The organism is Cupriavidus sp. FW305-26, from assembly GCF_058787975.1.
In genome coordinates, this window is sequence record NZ_JBYTAH010000008.1 from 20009 (window position 1) to 36283 (window position 16275).

At 68.8% G+C, this 16275-nt stretch carries 16 protein-coding genes; 9 read left to right on the forward strand and 7 right to left on the reverse strand.

The window, feature by feature from the left end:
* Nucleotides 1–15: 15 nt before the first annotated feature.
* Together AC3WQZ_RS07095 and wrbA are read right to left on the reverse strand one after the other, a co-directional pair.
* A complete protein-coding gene (locus AC3WQZ_RS07095) occupies nt 16–423 on the reverse strand; it encodes a DUF2069 domain-containing protein (protein ID WP_010813133.1) in 408 nt (135 codons plus the stop codon).
* On the reverse strand, nt 420–1022 hold the full coding sequence (wrbA, locus tag AC3WQZ_RS07100; protein WP_010813132.1) for an NAD(P)H:quinone oxidoreductase: 603 nt from the start codon (nt 1020–1022) through the stop codon (nt 420–422). The genes AC3WQZ_RS07095 and wrbA overlap by 4 nt, the downstream gene beginning before the upstream one ends.
* 166 nt (nt 1023–1188) lie before the next feature.
* Here wrbA and AC3WQZ_RS07105 point away from each other — a divergent pair, with 166 nt between their 5' ends.
* On the forward strand, nt 1189–2535 hold the full coding sequence (locus tag AC3WQZ_RS07105) for a YihY family inner membrane protein (RefSeq protein ID WP_010813131.1): 1347 nt from the start codon (nt 1189–1191) through the stop codon (nt 2533–2535).
* A 28-nt stretch (nt 2536–2563) separates the two neighbouring features.
* On the opposite strand, the gene AC3WQZ_RS07110 is transcribed toward AC3WQZ_RS07105, so the two are convergent.
* From AC3WQZ_RS07110 to AC3WQZ_RS07120, 3 genes are all read right to left on the reverse strand, one after another.
* On the reverse strand, nt 2564–2881 hold the full coding sequence (locus tag AC3WQZ_RS07110; protein WP_010813130.1) for an Mpo1-like protein: 318 nt from the start codon (nt 2879–2881) through the stop codon (nt 2564–2566).
* 102 nt (nt 2882–2983) lie between these two features.
* Nucleotides 2984–3808 carry an alpha/beta fold hydrolase gene (locus AC3WQZ_RS07115; protein WP_011614994.1) on the reverse strand — a complete coding sequence of 275 codons (825 nt, stop codon included), beginning with the start codon at nt 3806–3808 and terminating at the stop codon, nt 2984–2986.
* The gene (locus tag AC3WQZ_RS07120) at nt 3808–5118 is read right to left on the reverse strand and encodes an O-acetylhomoserine aminocarboxypropyltransferase (RefSeq protein WP_058696866.1); all 1311 of its coding nucleotides are present in this window, start codon (nt 5116–5118) and stop codon (nt 3808–3810) included. The genes AC3WQZ_RS07115 and AC3WQZ_RS07120 overlap by 1 nt, the downstream gene beginning before the upstream one ends.
* A gap of 240 nt (nt 5119–5358) precedes the next feature.
* On the opposite strand from AC3WQZ_RS07120, the gene AC3WQZ_RS07125 reads away from it, so the two are divergent.
* The 5 genes from AC3WQZ_RS07125 to AC3WQZ_RS07145 all read left to right on the forward strand — a co-directional run bounded on the left by AC3WQZ_RS07125 (nt 5359) and on the right by AC3WQZ_RS07145 (nt 11074).
* On the forward strand, nt 5359–5805 hold the full coding sequence (locus tag AC3WQZ_RS07125; protein ID WP_010813127.1) for a CBS domain-containing protein: 447 nt from the start codon (nt 5359–5361) through the stop codon (nt 5803–5805).
* Nucleotides 5806–5955: 150 nt separating this feature from the next.
* A complete protein-coding gene (locus AC3WQZ_RS07130; protein WP_058696865.1) occupies nt 5956–7854 on the forward strand; it encodes an MFS transporter in 1899 nt (632 codons plus the stop codon).
* Nucleotides 7855–7880: 26 nt separating this feature from the next.
* Complete coding sequence (locus tag AC3WQZ_RS07135; protein ID WP_010813125.1) at nt 7881–8603, forward strand: glutathione S-transferase C-terminal domain-containing protein; 723 nt, start codon at nt 7881–7883, stop codon at nt 8601–8603.
* A 74-nt stretch (nt 8604–8677) separates the two neighbouring features.
* Nucleotides 8678–9787 carry a chorismate synthase gene (gene aroC / locus AC3WQZ_RS07140; RefSeq protein WP_010813124.1) on the forward strand — a complete coding sequence of 370 codons (1110 nt, stop codon included), beginning with the start codon at nt 8678–8680 and terminating at the stop codon, nt 9785–9787.
* A 12-nt stretch (nt 9788–9799) separates the two neighbouring features.
* Nucleotides 9800–11074: an MFS transporter gene (locus AC3WQZ_RS07145; RefSeq protein ID WP_011614995.1), complete on the forward strand. Its 1275-nt coding sequence runs from the start codon at nt 9800–9802 to the stop codon at nt 11072–11074.
* Here the strand turns inward: AC3WQZ_RS07145 and AC3WQZ_RS07150 are convergent.
* The gene (locus AC3WQZ_RS07150) at nt 10996–12102 is read right to left on the reverse strand and encodes an NAD(P)/FAD-dependent oxidoreductase (RefSeq protein WP_492300252.1); all 1107 of its coding nucleotides are present in this window, start codon (nt 12100–12102) and stop codon (nt 10996–10998) included. The two genes, AC3WQZ_RS07145 and AC3WQZ_RS07150, sit on opposite strands and share 79 nt — an antisense overlap.
* A gap of 37 nt (nt 12103–12139) precedes the next feature.
* Nucleotides 12140–12853 carry a FadR/GntR family transcriptional regulator gene (locus tag AC3WQZ_RS07155; RefSeq protein WP_058696863.1) on the reverse strand — a complete coding sequence of 238 codons (714 nt, stop codon included), beginning with the start codon at nt 12851–12853 and terminating at the stop codon, nt 12140–12142.
* A gap of 237 nt (nt 12854–13090) precedes the next feature.
* Between AC3WQZ_RS07155 and AC3WQZ_RS07160 the strand changes: the two genes are divergently transcribed.
* The 3 genes from AC3WQZ_RS07160 to AC3WQZ_RS07170 all read left to right on the forward strand — a co-directional run bounded on the left by AC3WQZ_RS07160 (nt 13091) and on the right by AC3WQZ_RS07170 (nt 16213).
* A complete protein-coding gene (locus AC3WQZ_RS07160) occupies nt 13091–13978 on the forward strand; it encodes a flagellar brake protein (RefSeq protein ID WP_492294430.1) in 888 nt (295 codons plus the stop codon).
* 89 nt (nt 13979–14067) lie between these two features.
* Nucleotides 14068–15177 (forward strand): esterase/lipase family protein, encoded by a 1110-nt coding sequence (locus AC3WQZ_RS07165; RefSeq protein ID WP_010813119.1) that lies wholly within the window; start codon nt 14068–14070, stop codon nt 15175–15177.
* Nucleotides 15164–16213 (forward strand): lipase secretion chaperone, encoded by a 1050-nt coding sequence (locus tag AC3WQZ_RS07170; RefSeq protein WP_492300254.1) that lies wholly within the window; start codon nt 15164–15166, stop codon nt 16211–16213. The genes AC3WQZ_RS07165 and AC3WQZ_RS07170 overlap by 14 nt, the downstream gene beginning before the upstream one ends.
* The last annotated feature ends 62 nt before the right edge of the window (nt 16214–16275 follow it).

Here is a 16275-nt window from a genome sequence, read left to right on the forward strand (position 1 = left end):
ACGGCGGAATGAGGGTCAGGACTTGGGCGCGGCCGGCTTGCCGGCCGCCCGGGCGCGGCGCTTGTATGGGCGCAGGTACAGGATGGTGCTGGTGAAGAACACCAGCGTCAGCGCCACCTCCACCCACGCCAGCGTGGACGAGGGCGCGCGGTCGCTGGTGGCGCGCACGATGCCCTCGGTGAAGAACAGCAGGATCAGCATCGACGACCACTGCATGGTGTAGCGGTTGCGCGTCAGCACGCCGCGCAGCGGCAGCAGCAGCGGCAGGAACTTGATGATCAGCCACGATCCGCCAGGGCGCAGCGGCGCCAGGAACCATTCCCAGGCGATGCACAGCACCACCAGCGCCAGCAGGCTGCCCACGCTGAACCGGTACAGCCAGGGACTGTGCAGCGCCTGGTCGCTCTCGGGGATGGGGCTCATGCCGCGCCTCCCGCCAGGCGCAGCGCGGTCTGAGCCAGCCGCCGGCCCATGGCGATGGCCAGTCCCGATTCGTCTTCCGTGACCGGGCCGCGGTTGTCGCCGTGGGCATGGTGGCTGGGGCCGTAGGGTGTGCCGCCCGAGGCCGTGGTCATCAGGCCCTTCTCGGAATATGGCAGGCCCAGGATCAGCATGCCGTGGTGCAGCAGCGGCAGCATCATCGACAGCAGCGTGGTTTCCTGCCCGCCGTGCAGGCTGCCGGTGGCGGTGAAGACGCAGGCCGGCTTGCCGGTCAGCGTGCCCGACAGCCACTGCGCCACGGTGCCGTCCAGGAAGTACTTCATCGGCGCGGCCATGTTGCCGAAGCGGGTGGGGCTGCCCAGGGCCAGGCCGGCGCACTCCTCCAGGTCGCGCAGCTCGGCATAGGGCGGGCCGTCGGCCGGGATATCGGACGCGGTGGCCTCGCACACGGTGGAAACCGGCGGCACCGTGCGCAGCCGGGCCTGGGCGCCGGGGACGCTGTCGATACCGTTGGCAATCAGTTCGGCTAGTTTGCGGGTGCTGCCGTGGCGGCTGTAATACAGGACGAGGATGTCGGTCATGGAGCGGGATGGCCGGCGGTGGCGGGGTGGTGTTGCGCGAAAGGTGCCGGAAGCAATGCGCGTATTATAGATGCGCCCCCCGCGCCATCTCCCATCGGCTTTGCGCCCCCGGTGCCGCGGGCCGCCTGTTTATCCGTCAGAACCAGATCCAGGAGGTTGTTTGCGCATGATCGGACCCCGCGTTGCCCGCCTGCGCCGAGAATGGAACCTGCAGAAGGTACGCGCCCTGGCGCGGTATGCGCTGCGCCGCGCCGGCGAAGACCGGCTGCCGCAGGTCTCGGCCAGCCTGACCTTCACCACCGTGCTGGCAGTAGTGCCGGTATTGACGGTGGCGTTCGCGCTGCTGGCCGCGTTCCCGGTGTTCCGCGACTTCCGCAACGCCATCGAGGCGTTCCTGTTCCAGAACCTGATCCCCGGCAACGTCAGTGAATCGATCCAGCGCTACCTCGGCATGTTCGCCAAGAGCGCGCGCGGGCTGACCGCAATGGGCCTGGGCGGGTTGATGGTCACCTCGGTGCTGACCATGCTGACCGTGGAAGACGCGCTCAACGCGATCTGGCGCGTCAAGCAGCGCCGCCCGCTGGCGCAGCGGGTGCTGGTGTTCTGGGCGGTGCTGACCTTCGGGCCGGTGCTGATCGGCGCGAGCCTGTCCATCAGCTCCTACCTGATCTCGGTCTCGGCGGGCTATGTCGGCACCATGCCGGTGGGGCTGGGGCTGCTGGTGGGCGCGACGCCGGTGCTGCTGTCGGCGCTGGCCTTCGCCTTCCTGTACACGGCGGTGCCCAATGCCTATGTCGAATGGCGCGATGCCATCGTGGCCGGCCTGGTGGCGGCGGTCGCGTTCGAGTTCGCCAAGCGCGGCTTCGGCTATTTCATCACCGAGATCCCGGCCTATACCGCGGTCTACGGCACCTTCGCCGCGTTGCCGCTGTTCCTGCTGTGGATCTACCTGAGCTGGCTGGTGACGCTGCTGGGTGCGACCATTGCCGCCAACCTGCCGGTGATCCGGCAGGGCTACTGGCGCCGCCGCACCTTTGCCGGCAGCGAGTTCTTCGATGCGCTGGGCGTGCTGCTGCTGCTCTACCGCGCGCGCGACGAGGTGCCGCGCAGCGTTGGCGAACTGGACCTGGGCCGCAAGCTGCGGGTCGAGGCCGATTACCTGTCGGACCTGCTGGGCAAGCTCAAGGCCATGCATCTGGTCGGGCGCTTGCAGCAGGAGCGTGGTCAGGCCCATTGGGCACTGCTGTGCAATCCGTCACAGGTGACGTTGCGCACGCTGCATGACCGGCTGGTGCTGAACCTGCCGCGGCTGCCGCGCACCGCGCTGGCGCAGCAGCTGCAAGGGGCGGATGCGCTCAAGTCGGTCCTGGACAATCCGCAGCTGGATCAGACGCTGGAGGCGGTGTTCCGGCAGCAGCCGGCTGATCTGCCGCCGACTGAAGGGGATGGGGGGAGCCACCCCCAGCGGCGCACGCTGGAAGTGGTGCCGCCGGGCTGGCATGGCCAGGTGTAAGGTCCGCCCCCTGCGACAGTGAAGTTGCTCAGAACGGGATCCTGCCCCGCCAGATATCGGCATACATCACCCAGTCTCCCATCAGGCTGTAGAGCGGATGCCGGAACGTCGCCGGCCGGTTCTTCTCGAAACCAAAGTGCCCGACCCAGGCAAAGGCGTAGCCTGCCAGCACGGCGGCCAGCAGCCACCATGCATTGCCGGTAACCACCAGCGCCACCAGGCACAGCAACGCTACCGTCGACCCGGCAAAATGCAGGCGCCGGCAGGTACGGTTCTGGTGTTCGCTCAGGTAGTAGGGATAAAAGGCCGCGAAGTTCTCGAACTCGCGCGCGCGGGCGTGGGCCATGGCTGTCTCCGGCAGGTCTTGTTTTGTGCAGTGTAGACCTTCTGCGCCGAGGTGTCGGGAGGCTGGCCGCCGGCGTGGCCGGCCAGCCATCCGCGACCAGGCTTAGCCGGCAGCGACCACCTTGCGCGCAAAGGCCGCCAGCGCGTCCAGCACTTCATCCGGGCGTTCGCCCATCAGCGCGTGGCCGCACGGCACCGTGACCAGGCTTGCCTTGGCCATCTTGCCGGCCAGCGCCTGGGCCGCCTTGGGCGACGTCATCATGTCCTTGGTGCCGGTGATGAAGAGCGCCGGGCAGGCCACTGCGGCCGCGGCCTCTTCGCCATGGGCGTAGGCATTGCAGGCCGAGAAGTCATTGTGGAACACATGGGCCTGCGGGTTGTTGCGCGACACGCGCTCCATCAGCCGCTGGCTGCCGCCGTGCATCCACGCGCCCGGCCCGGGCGAAGACGGCTTGTTGGCCAGGCTCGAATGCGACCAGGTATTGACCATGGCGATGGCCTCGCCCTCGCGGTTGAGCGAGGCGTCCAGCAGCGCGTCCGAGACCTTCATCGGGTAGGCCGTCGCCAGCAGGCCGATGCCGCGCACCGCCTGCGCATGCCGCGCCGCGCATTCCAGCGCGATCAGCGAGCCCATGCTGTGGCCGAACACGAAGGCCGGCGTCTTCACGCCGGCGGCGGCCACCAGCGCCATGACCCAGTCGGCCATGGCCTCGACGGTGGCGAGCGGCGCGCCCTTGCTGCGGTTGTGGCCCGGCAGGTCCACCGCCAGCACCGAGAAGCCGTGGTTGGCAAACCAGCGCGTCTGCAGGGCCCACACGCTATGGTCGTTCTGCGCGCCGTGGACGAACACGGCACAGGGCAGGGCGGGATCGAAGGGTTTGCCGCCGGTATAGGCGTAGGCCGGCTGGCCGGCAATGGTCAGTTCCATCAGGCTTGCCCTCCCTTGCCACTCATGGCTTTCTCGGCCGCCTTCAGGCCGCGCTTGAGATCGTCGATCAGGTCATCCGGGTCTTCCAGCCCGATCGAGAGCCGGATCGTGCCCTCGGTGATGCCTGCCGACTGCAGCGCCGCCGCGTCCATGCGGAAGTGCGTGGTCGAGGCCGGGTGGATCACCAGCGAGCGCGCGTCGCCCACATTGGCCAGGTGCGAGAACAGCGACATGCTCTCGATGAAGCGCTGGCCGGCCACGCGGTTGCCCTTCAGGTTGAAGCTGAACACCGCGCCGCAGCCGCGCGGCAGCAGGCGCCTGGCCAGTTCGTAGTCGGGGTGCGATTCCAGTTCCGGGTAGGACACCGACTCCACCATCGGGTGCGAGACCAGGAACTGCACCACCTTGCGGGTGTTGTCGACATGGCGGCTCATGCGCAGCGGCAGCGTCTCCACGCCCTGCAGCAGCTGCCAGGCGGCCATCGGGTTCATGCAGGCGCCGAAGTCGCGCAGGCCCTCGCGGCGCGCGCGCAGCAGGAAGGGCGCCACCGTGCTTTCCTCGGTGAACACCATGTTGTGGAAGCCCTCGTACGGCTCGGACAGCTCCGGGAAGCGCCCGGAGGCCTCGAAGTCGAAAGTGCCGCCTTCGACCAGCACGCCGCCGATGGTGGTGCCGTGGCCGCCCAGGAACTTGGTGGCCGAATGGTAGAGCAGGCCGGCGCCGTGGTCGAACGGGCGCAGCAGGTAGGGCGTGGTGAAAGTGGAATCCACCAGCAACGGGATGCCGTTGTCCTGGCCCACTTGCGCCAGCGTCGGGATGTCCAGCACGTCCAGCCCCGGGTTGCCCAGGGTCTCGCCGAACAGCAGCCGGGTATTGGGCCGGATCGCGGCGCGCCAGGCGTCGATGTCGCGCGCCTTGACGAAGGTGGTCTCGATGCCGAAGCGGCGCAGCGTGTAGTGCAGCAGGTTGTGCGAGCCGCCGTACAGCGCCGACGAGGCCACCACGTGCGAGCCCGCGCCCATCAGCGTGGCCACCGCCAGGTGCAGCGCGGCCTGGCCCGAGGCCGTGGCGACGGCGCCGGCGCCGTTCTCCAGCGCGGCGATGCGCTCTTCCAGCACGGCCACGGTGGGGTTGGAAATACGGGAATAGACGTGCCCCGCGCGCTCCATGTTGAACAGCGACGCGGCGTGCTCGCTGTCGCGGAACACGAAGGACGTGGTCAGGTGGATGGGGGTGGCGCGGGCCCCGGTGGCGGGGTCTGGCGCGGCGCCGGCGTGCAGCGCCAGCGTGTCGAATCGGGTTCCGGACATGGTCGGTCGGCCTTGAGTTGTCTCCGGCCAGCATCGTAGCACCGTGCGCGCGCCGACGCCCGCAAACCGGCCTCCCGCTTTACTTTGACGGCGGGTTTGGGCTAGGATCGGCCAACGGGGCGCCGTGATGCAGCGCGCGCCCGCACACCCGTAGACAGATAACAATGTGACCGGTATCGCCTCCTGTGCCCCCCCGCCGGAGCGATGCCCCCAGTTTGAGCGCAGGCAGCGGAGACCAACATGAAAGTCAGCGACATCCTCCAGATCAAGGGCAATACGCTCTATACCGTGACGCCTGACACCTCCTTGCTGGTAGCCGTCCACACCATGGCCGAGCACGATATCGGCTCGCTGGTGGTGATGGAATACGGCGATCTGGTCGGCATGCTGACCTTCCGCGAGATCATCGAGACACTCGCCCGCAATCATGGCAACGTCGGTGGCACCAGCATCCGCAAGGTGATGGACGATGCGCCGCTGACCTGCACCATGGAGACCGACGTCAACGAGGTCCGCCGCATGATGCTGGAGCGTCACACCCGCTACCTGCCGGTGCTCGACAACCGCACGCTGATGGGCGTGATCTCCTTCTACGACGTCGCCAAGGCCGTGGTCGAGGACCAGAGCTTCGAGAACAAGATGCTCAAGGCCTATATCCGCGACTGGCCGGAAGAGCGCGCCGAGTGATGGCGCCGGGCCGCCCGGACTGAAGCTTCCTTCGGAAATACCCTCGGTTGGCGCCGCGCGGCCGTGGCGGGGTGGCGGCCGGGCGCCGGCTCCGGCAAACTTGCCGGCGTTCCCACTTCCGCGGCGGTCCGCCGACCGACCGGCCCATCCATGAGCCAACCCAGCCAGTTCCGACTGCTCGGCCTGCGCCGCTTCGCCCCGTTCTTCTGGACCCAGTTCCTGGGGGCGATGAACGACAACGTCTTCAAGGTCGCCTTCACCTCGCTGGTGACCTACCACACGGCGCTGTTCGAGGGCGTGGACGCGCGCAGCGCGGCCTTCCTGATCTCGGCCATCTTTATCGCGCCGTTCGTGCTGTTCTCCGCCACCAGCGGGCAGATCGCCGACAAGCTGGAGAAGTCGCGCCTGATCCGGCTGGTCAAGTCGCTGGAAATCGCCATCATGGTGCTGGGCCTGGCCGGCTTTGCCTGGCACAGCGCGCCGCTGCTGTACGCCGGCACCTTCCTGATGGGGCTGCATTCCACGCTGTTCGGGCCGGTCAAGTTTGCCTACCTGCCGCAGCACCTGGATGAAAGCGAACTGGTCGGCGGCAACGGCATGGTGGAGATGGGCACCTTTGTCGCGATCCTGATCGGGACGCTGATCGGCGGCGAACTGGCCGGGCTGCAGCAGGGCGGAACCATCGTGGGGCCGATGTACGTGGGCGCGGTGTGCGTGGTGATCGCCGTGGCGGGGCGGCTGGTGTCGGGCCGCATCCCGGTTTCGCCGGCGCCGCAGCCGGACCTGCGCATCAACTGGAACCCGTTTTCCGAGACCTGGCGCAACCTGGTGCTGGCGCGTGGCAACCGCACGGTATTCCTGAGCCTGCTCGGCATTTCGTGGCTGTGGTTCCTGGGCGCCACCTTCCTGACCTCGTTCTTCAGCTATGCCAAGGATGTGCTGGGCGGCGACCAGAACGTGGTGACGCTGCTGCTGGCGGTGTTCTCGCTGGGCATCGGCACCGGTTCATTGCTGTGCGAGCGCTTGTCCGGGCGCCATGTCGAGATCGGCCTGGTGCCGTTCGGCTCGATCGGCATGACGGTGTTCGCGGTCGACCTGTACTTTGCCAGCCAGGGGCAGGCACCCGTGGCGCTCAGCAGCATCGGCGGCTTCCTGGCCGAGCCGCGCCACTGGCGCGTGCTGGCGGACCTGTTCCTGCTGGCCATGTTCGGCGGCTTCTACAGCGTGCCGCTGTACGCGCTGATCCAGAGCCGCAGCGCGCCCACGCACCGCGCCCGCATCATCGCCGCCAACAACATCCTGAACAGCTTCTTCATGATTGCCGCGTCGATGCTGGGCGTGGCGATGACGCAGGCGGGCTACAGCATCCCGCAGCTGTTCCTGGTGGTGGGGCTGCTCAATGCGGTGGTGGCGGTCTACATCTACTCGCTGGTGCCGGAATTCCTGCTGCGCTTTATCGCGTGGATCCTGGTCCATACCCTCTACCGGCTGCGCCGCGTCAATGCCGAGCGCATTCCCGCCGACGGCCCGGCCGTGCTGGTCTGCAACCACGTCAGCTTTGCCGACGCGGTGGTGCTGATGGCCTGCAGCCCACGCCCGGTGCGCTTCCTGATGGACCACAACATCTTCAGGGTGCCGCTGCTGTCGTGGTTCTTCCGCCAGGCCCGCGCTATCCCGATCGCGCCGGCGCACGAGAATCCGGACATGCTCAGGCGTGCCTATGACAGCGTGGCGCAGGCGCTGGACGAGGGGGACCTGGTCTGCATCTTCCCCGAAGGCAAGATCACCGCCACCGGCGAGATCAACCCGTTCAGGCAGGGCGTGCAGCAGATCATCCGGCGCACGCCGGTGCCGGTGGTGCCGATGGCGCTGCGCGGACTGTGGGGCAGCTTCTTTTCGCGCAAGGGGGCACCGGCGATGTCGCGGCCGTTCCGGCGCGGCATCCTGAACCGGCTGGAACTGGTGGTGGGCGAGCCGGTGCCGCCCGAGGCCGCCACCCCGGAAGGGCTGCAGCAGATGGTGCAGGCCCTGCGCGGCGACTGGCGCTAACGCCTTGTGCCGAACCCGAATCCACGATGATCACGCTCTACACCTTTGGCCCCGCCTTCGGGCTGCCCGACGCCAGCCCCTTCGTCACCAAGGCCGAGATGCTGCTCAAGCTGGCCGGCCTGCCTTACCAGGCGCGCCGCGGCAGCCTGCGGCGCGCGCCCAAGGGCAAGCTGCCCTACCTGGACGACATGGGCCGGATCGTGGCGGATTCCACCTTGATCCGCTGGCATATCGAGAAGACCTACCACATCGACTTCGACGCGGGCCTGAGCGCGGCCGAGCGCGGTATCGCCTGGGCCGCCGAGAAGCTGATGGAAGACCACCTGTATTGGGCGGTGGCGCGGGTGCGCTGGCTGGACCAGGCCAACTTCGACAAGGGGCCGGCCCAGTTCTTCCGCGGCGTGCCGGCGCCGGTGCGCGGCCTGGCCGAGCGGCTGGTGCGCTACAAGGTGCGCAAGACGCTGTGGGGGCAGGGCCTGGGCCGGCATAGCGAAGAAGACCTGGTGGCGCTGGCCAGCAAGGGCGTGACCTCGATCGCCGACATCCTGGGCGACAAGCCCTACCTGATGGGCAATGTGCCATGCGGGGCCGACGCCACGCTGTTTGCCTTTGCCGGCAGCCTGCTGTGCCCCGTATTCGACACTCCGATCCGCACCGCGGCCGAGGGGCATGCCAACCTGGTGGCCTATATGGAGCGGATGCGCGCCGAGTTCTACCCCGAACTGGCGCTGGAAAGCGCCGCCGCCTGAGCCTGCCGGGCCGCCCGAGGCCCGCCATTGGCCTTACAATGGAAACCTTCCCCAATTCCTGTGCGGTTTCCATCATGTCCGGCAACACCCTTGGCCTGCTTTTCACTGTTACCACCTTCGGCGAATCGCACGGGCCCGCCATCGGCGCGGTGGTGGACGGCTGCCCGCCGGGCATGGCGCTGACCGAGGCCGATATCCAGGGCGACCTGGACCGCCGCCGGCCCGGCACCTCGCGCCACGTCACGCAACGCCAGGAACCCGACCAGGTCGAGATCCTGTCCGGCGTGTTCGAGGGCAAGACCACCGGCACCCCGATCTGCCTGCTGATCCGCAATACCGACCAGCGCAGCAAGGACTACGGCAATATCGTCGAGACCTTCCGCCCGGGCCATGCCGACTACACCTACTGGCAGAAGTACGGCATCCGCGACCATCGCGGCGGCGGCCGCTCGTCGGCGCGCCTGACCGCGCCGGTGGTGGCGGCCGGGGCGGTGGCCAAGAAGTGGCTGCGCGAAAAGTATGGCACCGAGATCCGGGGCTATATGTCGCAGCTGGGCGAGATCGCGGTGCCGTTCACGGACTGGTCGCACGTGCCGGAGAACCCGTTCTTCGCGCCCAACGCCGACATCATCCCCGAGCTTGAAACCTATATGGACGCGCTGCGCCGCGACGGCGACTCGGTCGGCGCGCGCATCGAGGTGGTGGCCAGCAACGTGCCGGTGGGCCTGGGCGAGCCGCTGTTCGACAGGCTCGACGCCGACATCGCCCACGCCATGATGGGCATCAACGCGGTCAAGGGCGTGGAGATCGGCGCCGGCTTCGACAGCGTGGCCCAGCGCGGCAGCGTCCATGGCGACGAGCTGACCGCCGAGGGCTTCCGCACCAACAATTCCGGCGGCGTGCTGGGTGGCATCTCCACCGGCCAGGACGTCACCGTGTCGCTGGCGATCAAGCCGACGTCTTCCATCCGCACCCCGCGTGAATCGATCGACAAGGCCGGCAATGCCGCCACCGTCGAGACCTTCGGCCGCCACGACCCGTGCGTGGGCATCCGCGCCACGCCGATCGCCGAGGCCATGCTGGCGCTGGTGCTGATCGACCACGCCCTGCGCCACCGTGCCCAGTGCGGCGACGTCAAGGTCGATACGCCGCGCATTCCCGCGCAGGCCGGCCAGACCCCCTGACCTGACCTCGCGTTGGCCACGCCTTTCGCGGGCGGCGGTGCCACCGGCGCCGGCCGCCCCGACTACGCCCGTTTCGGGCTCTTCTATCTTGGCTACTACGGCTACGTCGGCCTGATCTCGCCGTACGTCAGCCTGTATTTCGCCGACCGCGGCTTCAACCCGGTGCAGATCGGCGTGCTGATGGCGAGCTTCCAGGTCAGCCGCATCGTCGGGCCCTACCTGTGGGGCTGGCTGTCCGACGTGATGCACACGCGTGTGCGCATCCTGCGCGTGAGCGCGTTCACCTCGTTGCTGGCCTTCCTGATGCTGCCGGGTGTGGGCAGCTACGGCGGCATGATGGCGATGATGCTGACGCTGAGCCTGCTCACCAGCGCGATGTCGCCGCTGGGCGATGCCCTGACCATCTCCACGCTGCGCCGCTACGGCGCCTTCGACCATAGCTACGGCCGCATCCGCATGTTCGGCTCGGTCGGCTTTATCGGCGCGGTGCTGGCCGGCGGGGCGCTGTTCGAAGCGGTCGGCATGCGCGCCTTCCCGTGGGTGGCCAGCACGCTGCTGGCGATCCTGGCCGGCGTGGTGCTGACCATGCATGACGCCGCCGACGACGGCCCGCGCACGGCGCCGCCGCGCGCCTTGCCGCTGCTGCGCCGCCCGGACGTGGCCTGGTTCCTGGCGTCAGCCTTCCTGATGATGTTCGCGCACGCCGCGCTCTATGTGTTCTATTCGCTGTGGCTGGCGCAGTTGGGCTACAGCAAGTTCGCCATTGGCGTGATGTGGACCATCGGCGTGGTCGCCGAGATCGTTTTCTTCTACTACCAGGGCCTGCTGTTCGCGCGCTATGCGCTGCGCACGATCCTGGCCGGCACCTTCGTGCTGGCGGCGCTGCGCTTCGGCCTGACCGGCTACCTCGCCCAGTTTGCCTGGCTCATGGCGCTGGTGCAGGTGCTGCACGCGGCCACTTTTGCCGCGCACCACAGCGCCAGCCTGAAGCGGTTGCAGGCATGGTTTGCCGGGCCGCTGCAGGGGCGCGGGCAGGCGCTGTACACGGGCATTTCCTACGGCGTCGGCGGCACGCTGGGCGGGCTGGCGATGGGCTGGACCTGGAACGCGCTGGCGCCCGAGCATACCTTCGGGCTGGCCGCCATTGCCGCGGCGGCCGGCGCGTTCTGTGCGGTGATGAGCTTCCGCGCGGAAGGCGATGGCGCCGCTCAGGCCAGCGCCGCGCAGACCCGCTCGGCGATCGCCAGCGACGAGGTCAGCCCCGGCGACTCGATGCCGAACAGGTGAACCAGCCCCGGCACGCCATGCACGGCGGGGCCGTCGATGCGGAAGTCCGCGGCAACCTCGTGCGGCCCACTGATCTTGGGGCGGATGCCGGCATAGCCGGGTTGCAGCGCGCCGTCGGCCAGCCCCGGCCAGTAGCGGCGCACTTCGTCATAGAAACCGTCGGCGTCGGCCGGGTCCACGCCGTATTCGATCTCGTCGATCCAGCGCACATTGGGGCCGAAGCGCGCCTGGCCGCCCAGGTCGATGGTCAGGTGCACGCCCAGCCCGGCCGCCTCGGGCACCGGGTAGATCAGCCGTGAGAACGGCGCGCGCCCGGCCAGCGTGAAATAGCAGCCCTTGGCGTAGTACTGCGGCGGGATATGGGTCTCGGGCATGCCGTCGATGCGGCGCGCCAGTTCCGGCGCGGTCAGCCCGGCCGAGTTCACCACCGTGCGCGCCAGCAGCGTGGTGGCGCTGCCATCCTCGCTGCCGATCTCCAGCCGGATGCCGTCCGCCGTCACCGCGCCGCCCAGCACCGGCGACTGCACCGCCAGCATCGCCCCGGCGTTTTCCGCGTCGCCCAGCAGCGCGGTCATCAGGCCATGGCTGTCGACAATGCCGGTCGACGGCGACAGCAGCGCGGCATGGCACTGCAGTTGCGGCTCCAGCGCCTGCGCCTCGGCGCGGCTGACAAGGCGCAGGTCGTCCACGCCGTTGGCCGCCGCCTTGGCGCGGATGCCTTCGAGCGTTGCCACCTGGGCCTCGCTGGTGGCCACGATCAGCTTGCCGCAGCGCTGGTGCGCCACGTGGTGACTGGCGCAGTAGTCGTACAGCATGGCCTTGCCGCGCACGCACAGCTGTGCCTTGAGCGAGCCGGCCGGATAGTAGATGCCGGCGTGGATGACCTCGCTGTTGCGCGCGCTGGTGACGGTGCCGAAGGCGTTCTCGGTTTCCAGGATGATCACTTCGCGACCCTGCAGCGCGAGTGCGCGCGCCACCGCCAGTCCCACCACGCCGGCGCCGATGACGACGCAATCCACTGTTTCCATGGTTGTTCCTTGCTTCAAAGTCTGTGTGTTCGGAGGCTCAGGCCGTCAGGCCGAGGCGGGCGGCGGCGGCCGCAAGGTGCTGTTGCGCGGCACTGCGGGCGGCCGTGGCATCGCCGGCGGCAATCGCTTCGGCCAGCGCCGCATGTTCCTGGTCGGCGGCGCGCGGCGCGCCAGTCGTCACACTCAGCCGCGCGGTGTTCTCCCAGGCGCGCTGGCGCGCGGCCAGCATCTGCTGGCTGACGAAATCGGTCAGACCGGTAAAGCAGGGGTTGTGCGCGGCTTCGGCAATGGCATGGTGGAAGGCCATGTCGGCCGCCGCCGCGCTGGCCATGTCGCCCTGGCCGTCGGCCCGTGCCTGCATCGCCGCCAGTGCGCCGCGGATGGCATCGATATCGGCATCCGTGCGCCGCTGCGCGGCCATTTCGGCGCAGGCGGTTTCCACTACCCGGCGCAGTTCGAACAGCTGCGCCAGCGTCGGGCCGCCGTCGGGCGCGCTGGCCACGCGCCAGGCCTTGCCGCCCGGGGTCTCCGACACATAAGCGCCCGAGCCCTTGCGCGTCACCAGCACGCCATCGGCCTTCAGCTGGGCGATGGCCTCGCGCACGATCGGCCGGCTCACGCCGAAGTTATCGGCCAGGCTGGCCTCGGCCGGCAGGCGCGCGCCCGCGCCGTAGCGGCCGGCGAGGATGTCGTCGTGCAGGGTCTGGGCGATGCGGCTGGCGAGCGAGGCCGGGCGGGGCAAGATGGTCATGGTTTTGATATGTCAGGCTGTCAGACAGCTTTTGTTGATTTTCGGCCTAACTTTGCGAGGCGTCAAGGTCTCCGTAGGGAGTGAATGCTACACATGCGTCTCTGGTCAATCGCCGAGGGCTTAATTTCGCCGCGCCGGCGCCGATAGAAGTCTGATACAGGTGGCGGATCCTGCGCGTCGGCTCCGCCTAAGGCTTGCCATGCCCCCATCCAATGCCGGGGCCTACTGCGAACAGCCATGATCCAGCTCACACCTAACGATCTTCCCGTCGGATACCCGCTGCCCTGGTCATTGCTCGATGGCGAGGGCAACCTGGTGCTCGGCAGCGGCAGTGTCATTCCCGATGAACGCGACCTGGCGCTGGTGTTCCGCCATGGCGTGGTCTGTCGCGAAGATGGCCACGACGATGCCGATGACGAACTGCGTCCGGCCACCGGGCCGCTTGGCCTGCAGGTCGGCACGCTGCTGCATGTCAAGCATGAGGGCGAGGCCGCACGCCCGGCCGCCAGCCGCCTGATCGGTTTTATCGAGCAGGGCCTGTTTGTCACCTGGCCGCAGCTCGGCGGGCGCGACCTGCCGCTGCAGGCGGGCGATGCCGTGCTGCTGCGCGGCTTCTCCGGACACGCCATCCACAGCTTCACCTCGACCATCACCGCCGTGTGCCGCAGCCCGTTTCGCTACCTGGTGCTGTCGGCGCCGGTGCAGAAGCACGCAATGCCGGTACGCAAGGCTGCGCGCGTGCCAACCCGGCTGGCCGCCTACCTGACCGAGCCCGGCGATGACGACGGCATCGACACCGGCACGGCGCGGCTGGCGCTGCTGTCCGACCTCAGCACCGGTGGCGCGCTGGTGCAGACCACCGCGCCGGCGCCGGCGCCGGGCAGCCGCGTGCGGCTGCGCTTCAAGATGCGCACGGCGTCACTGGACAGCGAGGTCACCATCGATGGCTGGATCCGCCTCGCGCCCCCCGGCGCGGCCAGCGACGATGCCGACTTTCCGGCCTTCGGCGTGGCCTTCGACGTGCTGGCCGAGCGCGAGCTGACGCTGCTGCAGTGCTACATCTACGAACAGCTGCTTTCCAGCACCCGCATGCCCTTGCAGCCCGCGGCTGTAGCGGCCGTTTAGAGGGAATCCGCTAATGTTTTGATTGTCTCGTCGGGGCGGCCAGTCTTTACTGCTTCCAACATAAAAAGACCCACCACCGAGGAGACAAGATGGAGCACAGCGGACACCACGCGTGCGGACGACGCACGCCCGCGCTACGCGAGCAGAAGGCCGGCAAGGCCTTGCGCAGGCTCGCAGGCACAGCCACGCTGGTCGCAGCGGCCATGCTGGCGCAGCCAGCACCAGCCCTGGCCGCGAGCGGCGACTACGCGAAGACGCGTTACCCGATCGTGCTGGTCCACGGACTGACCGGCGCGGCCAGGATGGGTGGTGTGCTCGACTACTGGTATGGCATCCCCGAAGTGCTGCGGGCCAACGGCGCGCAAGTCTATGTGGCCACGGTGCCGTCGTTCAACAGCGACGAAGAGCGCGCCCTGGCGCTGCAGGCCTATGTGCGCGCGGTCAAGCTGGAAAGCGGCGCAGACAAGGTCAACCTGATCGGCCACAGCCAGGGCGGGCCGACCTCGCGCATGCTGGCGGCGATGTCGCCGCAGGACGTGGCCTCGGTCACCACCATCGGCAGCCCGCATCGCGGCAGCGAAGTGGCCGACACCGTGCTGGACCTGATCAATGGCGTCAACAGTATTCCGATCGCCGGGCCGGTACTCGTCGGCATCATCCAGGGCGTGCTCGATACAGTGGGCTGGTTCAACGGCATCGGCAACGGGCAGGCGCTGGACCAGGATGCGCTGGCCTCGCTCAAGATCCTGACCACGCGTGGCGCCGCCGAGCAGAATGCGCGCCTCGATGCCACGCTGGTGCCCGGCACGAAATCGGCACTGGGGCCGGATTGCAATACTGCTGGCGCGGTGTCCGAGCAACGGCAGGCGCGCGATGCCGCGGGCAACTTCGTCACCCATACCCAGGCCGCGTATTCCTGGACCGGGCAGGGTGGGCCGTTCAGCCTGCTGCGCTCCAACCTGCTGGACCCGACCACGGTGATGATGTCGGCGTCGGCCGGGCTGATGGACCTGAAGGGCGCCGGCCCCAATGACGGGCTGGTCTCGGTCTGCAGCAGCAAGTGGGGCCGGGTGCTGGCCACGGGCTACTACTGGAACCATCTCGACGAGGTGAACCAGATGGCCGGCCTGTACCAGGACGTCGATCCGCGCACGGTCATCCTCAGCCACGCCAACCGGCTGCGCAATGACCAGCTCTGAGCGCTCGCCGCGGCCCTGGCTGGCCTTGCTGCCGGCCGGCGCGGCGGCGGCCGCGGTGTACTGGCTGACGATGCCGTCTGGCCCGGTTGCCGTGCCGCAGCGCCCGGCAGCGATCACCACCGCTGCGAGTCCTTCGGCGACATCGGCTGACGCCGGACCCGCCGGCGTGGCTGCCTTGCCATCGCTGTCCGGCGTCGACGTGCCCGCGGGCCCCGAACTCGACGCGCAAGGCAACCTGCGCCTGACGCGCGCGCTGCGCACCTACTTCGACTACTTCCTCAGCGCCCGCCACGACGCCGGCGGCGCCGACGCGCTGGACCGGCTGGTGTACGACGATATCCGCCGCCGCGTGCCGCAGCCCGCGGCAGGGCAGGCGTGGCAGCTGTGGCAGCGCTACCTGGCTTATCTTGCCGAGATTCAAGCGCTGGCCGCGCGCAGGCCGCAGGCGGATACGAACGGCACGCTGGATGCGGCACAAGTGCGGCAGTTGCGCGCGCTGCAGGCCGGGCGTAACGGCGCGCGGCAGCACCTGCTGCCGGAGGTGGCGGCAATCTGGTTCGGCGACGAGCAGGTGTATGACGATGCCATGCTGGCGCGGCTGGACATCGCGGCACAATCCGGCCTGGATGACGCGCAGCGGCGGCAGCGGCTGGCCGAACTCGAAGCCACGCTGCCCGAGCCACTGCGTGCGGCACGGGAGGCCAGCGCGCGTCCGCAGGCGATCAGCGACACCATCGCCGGCATGCAGGCCGCCGGCCGCAGTGCGCAGGACATCGGTGCGGCGTTGGCGCAGGCCTACGGTGCCGAGGTGGCGCAGCGCTACCAGCAGCAGGCGCAAGCCGGGCAGGCCTGGCAGCAGCGCTACGACGACTACGCCGCGCGCCGCGCGCAGATCGAGTCATTCCCGGGGTTGTCGGAGCAGGACCGCCGGCAGCAGCTGGATGCGCTGCGCAGCCAGGCCTTCGGCAATCCCGCCGAGGCGCTGCAGGCCGAGGTGGTCGACAAGGCGATGGCCGCGCGGCGGCAGGCACGATAGCCGCGCTGCATCGCCCAAAGAAAAACGGCACCGGGTTTCCGGTGCCGTTTTTTCTGCCGCTG

What these genes read in the sequence shown, in the direction of transcription:
- AC3WQZ_RS07110 (WP_010813130.1), bottom strand. Translation starts at nt 2,881, where the DNA reads ATGGCCCACGCCCGCGCGCGCGAGTTCGAGAACTTCGCGGCCTTTTAT.
- AC3WQZ_RS07155 (WP_058696863.1), bottom strand. Translation starts at nt 12,853, where the DNA reads ATGACCATCTTGCCCCGCCCGGCCTCGCTCGCCAGCCGCATCGCCCAG.
- AC3WQZ_RS07125 (WP_010813127.1), top strand. Translation starts at nt 5,359, where the DNA reads ATGAAAGTCAGCGACATCCTCCAGATCAAGGGCAATACGCTCTATACC.
- AC3WQZ_RS07135 (WP_010813125.1), top strand. Translation starts at nt 7,881, where the DNA reads ATGATCACGCTCTACACCTTTGGCCCCGCCTTCGGGCTGCCCGACGCC.
- aroC (WP_010813124.1), top strand. Translation starts at nt 8,678, where the DNA reads ATGTCCGGCAACACCCTTGGCCTGCTTTTCACTGTTACCACCTTCGGC.
- AC3WQZ_RS07165 (WP_010813119.1), top strand. Translation starts at nt 14,068, where the DNA reads ATGGAGCACAGCGGACACCACGCGTGCGGACGACGCACGCCCGCGCTA.
- AC3WQZ_RS07120 (WP_058696866.1), bottom strand. Translation starts at nt 5,118, where the DNA reads ATGTCCGGAACCCGATTCGACACGCTGGCGCTGCACGCCGGCGCCGCG.
- AC3WQZ_RS07095 (WP_010813133.1), bottom strand. Translation starts at nt 423, where the DNA reads ATGAGCCCCATCCCCGAGAGCGACCAGGCGCTGCACAGTCCCTGGCTG.
- AC3WQZ_RS07115 (WP_011614994.1), bottom strand. Translation starts at nt 3,808, where the DNA reads ATGGAACTGACCATTGCCGGCCAGCCGGCCTACGCCTATACCGGCGGC.
- AC3WQZ_RS07150 (WP_492300252.1), bottom strand. Translation starts at nt 12,102, where the DNA reads ATGGAAACAGTGGATTGCGTCGTCATCGGCGCCGGCGTGGTGGGACTG.
- AC3WQZ_RS07130 (WP_058696865.1), top strand. Translation starts at nt 5,956, where the DNA reads ATGAGCCAACCCAGCCAGTTCCGACTGCTCGGCCTGCGCCGCTTCGCC.
- AC3WQZ_RS07170 (WP_492300254.1), top strand. Translation starts at nt 15,164, where the DNA reads ATGACCAGCTCTGAGCGCTCGCCGCGGCCCTGGCTGGCCTTGCTGCCG.
- AC3WQZ_RS07105 (WP_010813131.1), top strand. Translation starts at nt 1,189, where the DNA reads ATGATCGGACCCCGCGTTGCCCGCCTGCGCCGAGAATGGAACCTGCAG.
- AC3WQZ_RS07160 (WP_492294430.1), top strand. Translation starts at nt 13,091, where the DNA reads ATGATCCAGCTCACACCTAACGATCTTCCCGTCGGATACCCGCTGCCC.
- wrbA (WP_010813132.1), bottom strand. Translation starts at nt 1,022, where the DNA reads ATGACCGACATCCTCGTCCTGTATTACAGCCGCCACGGCAGCACCCGC.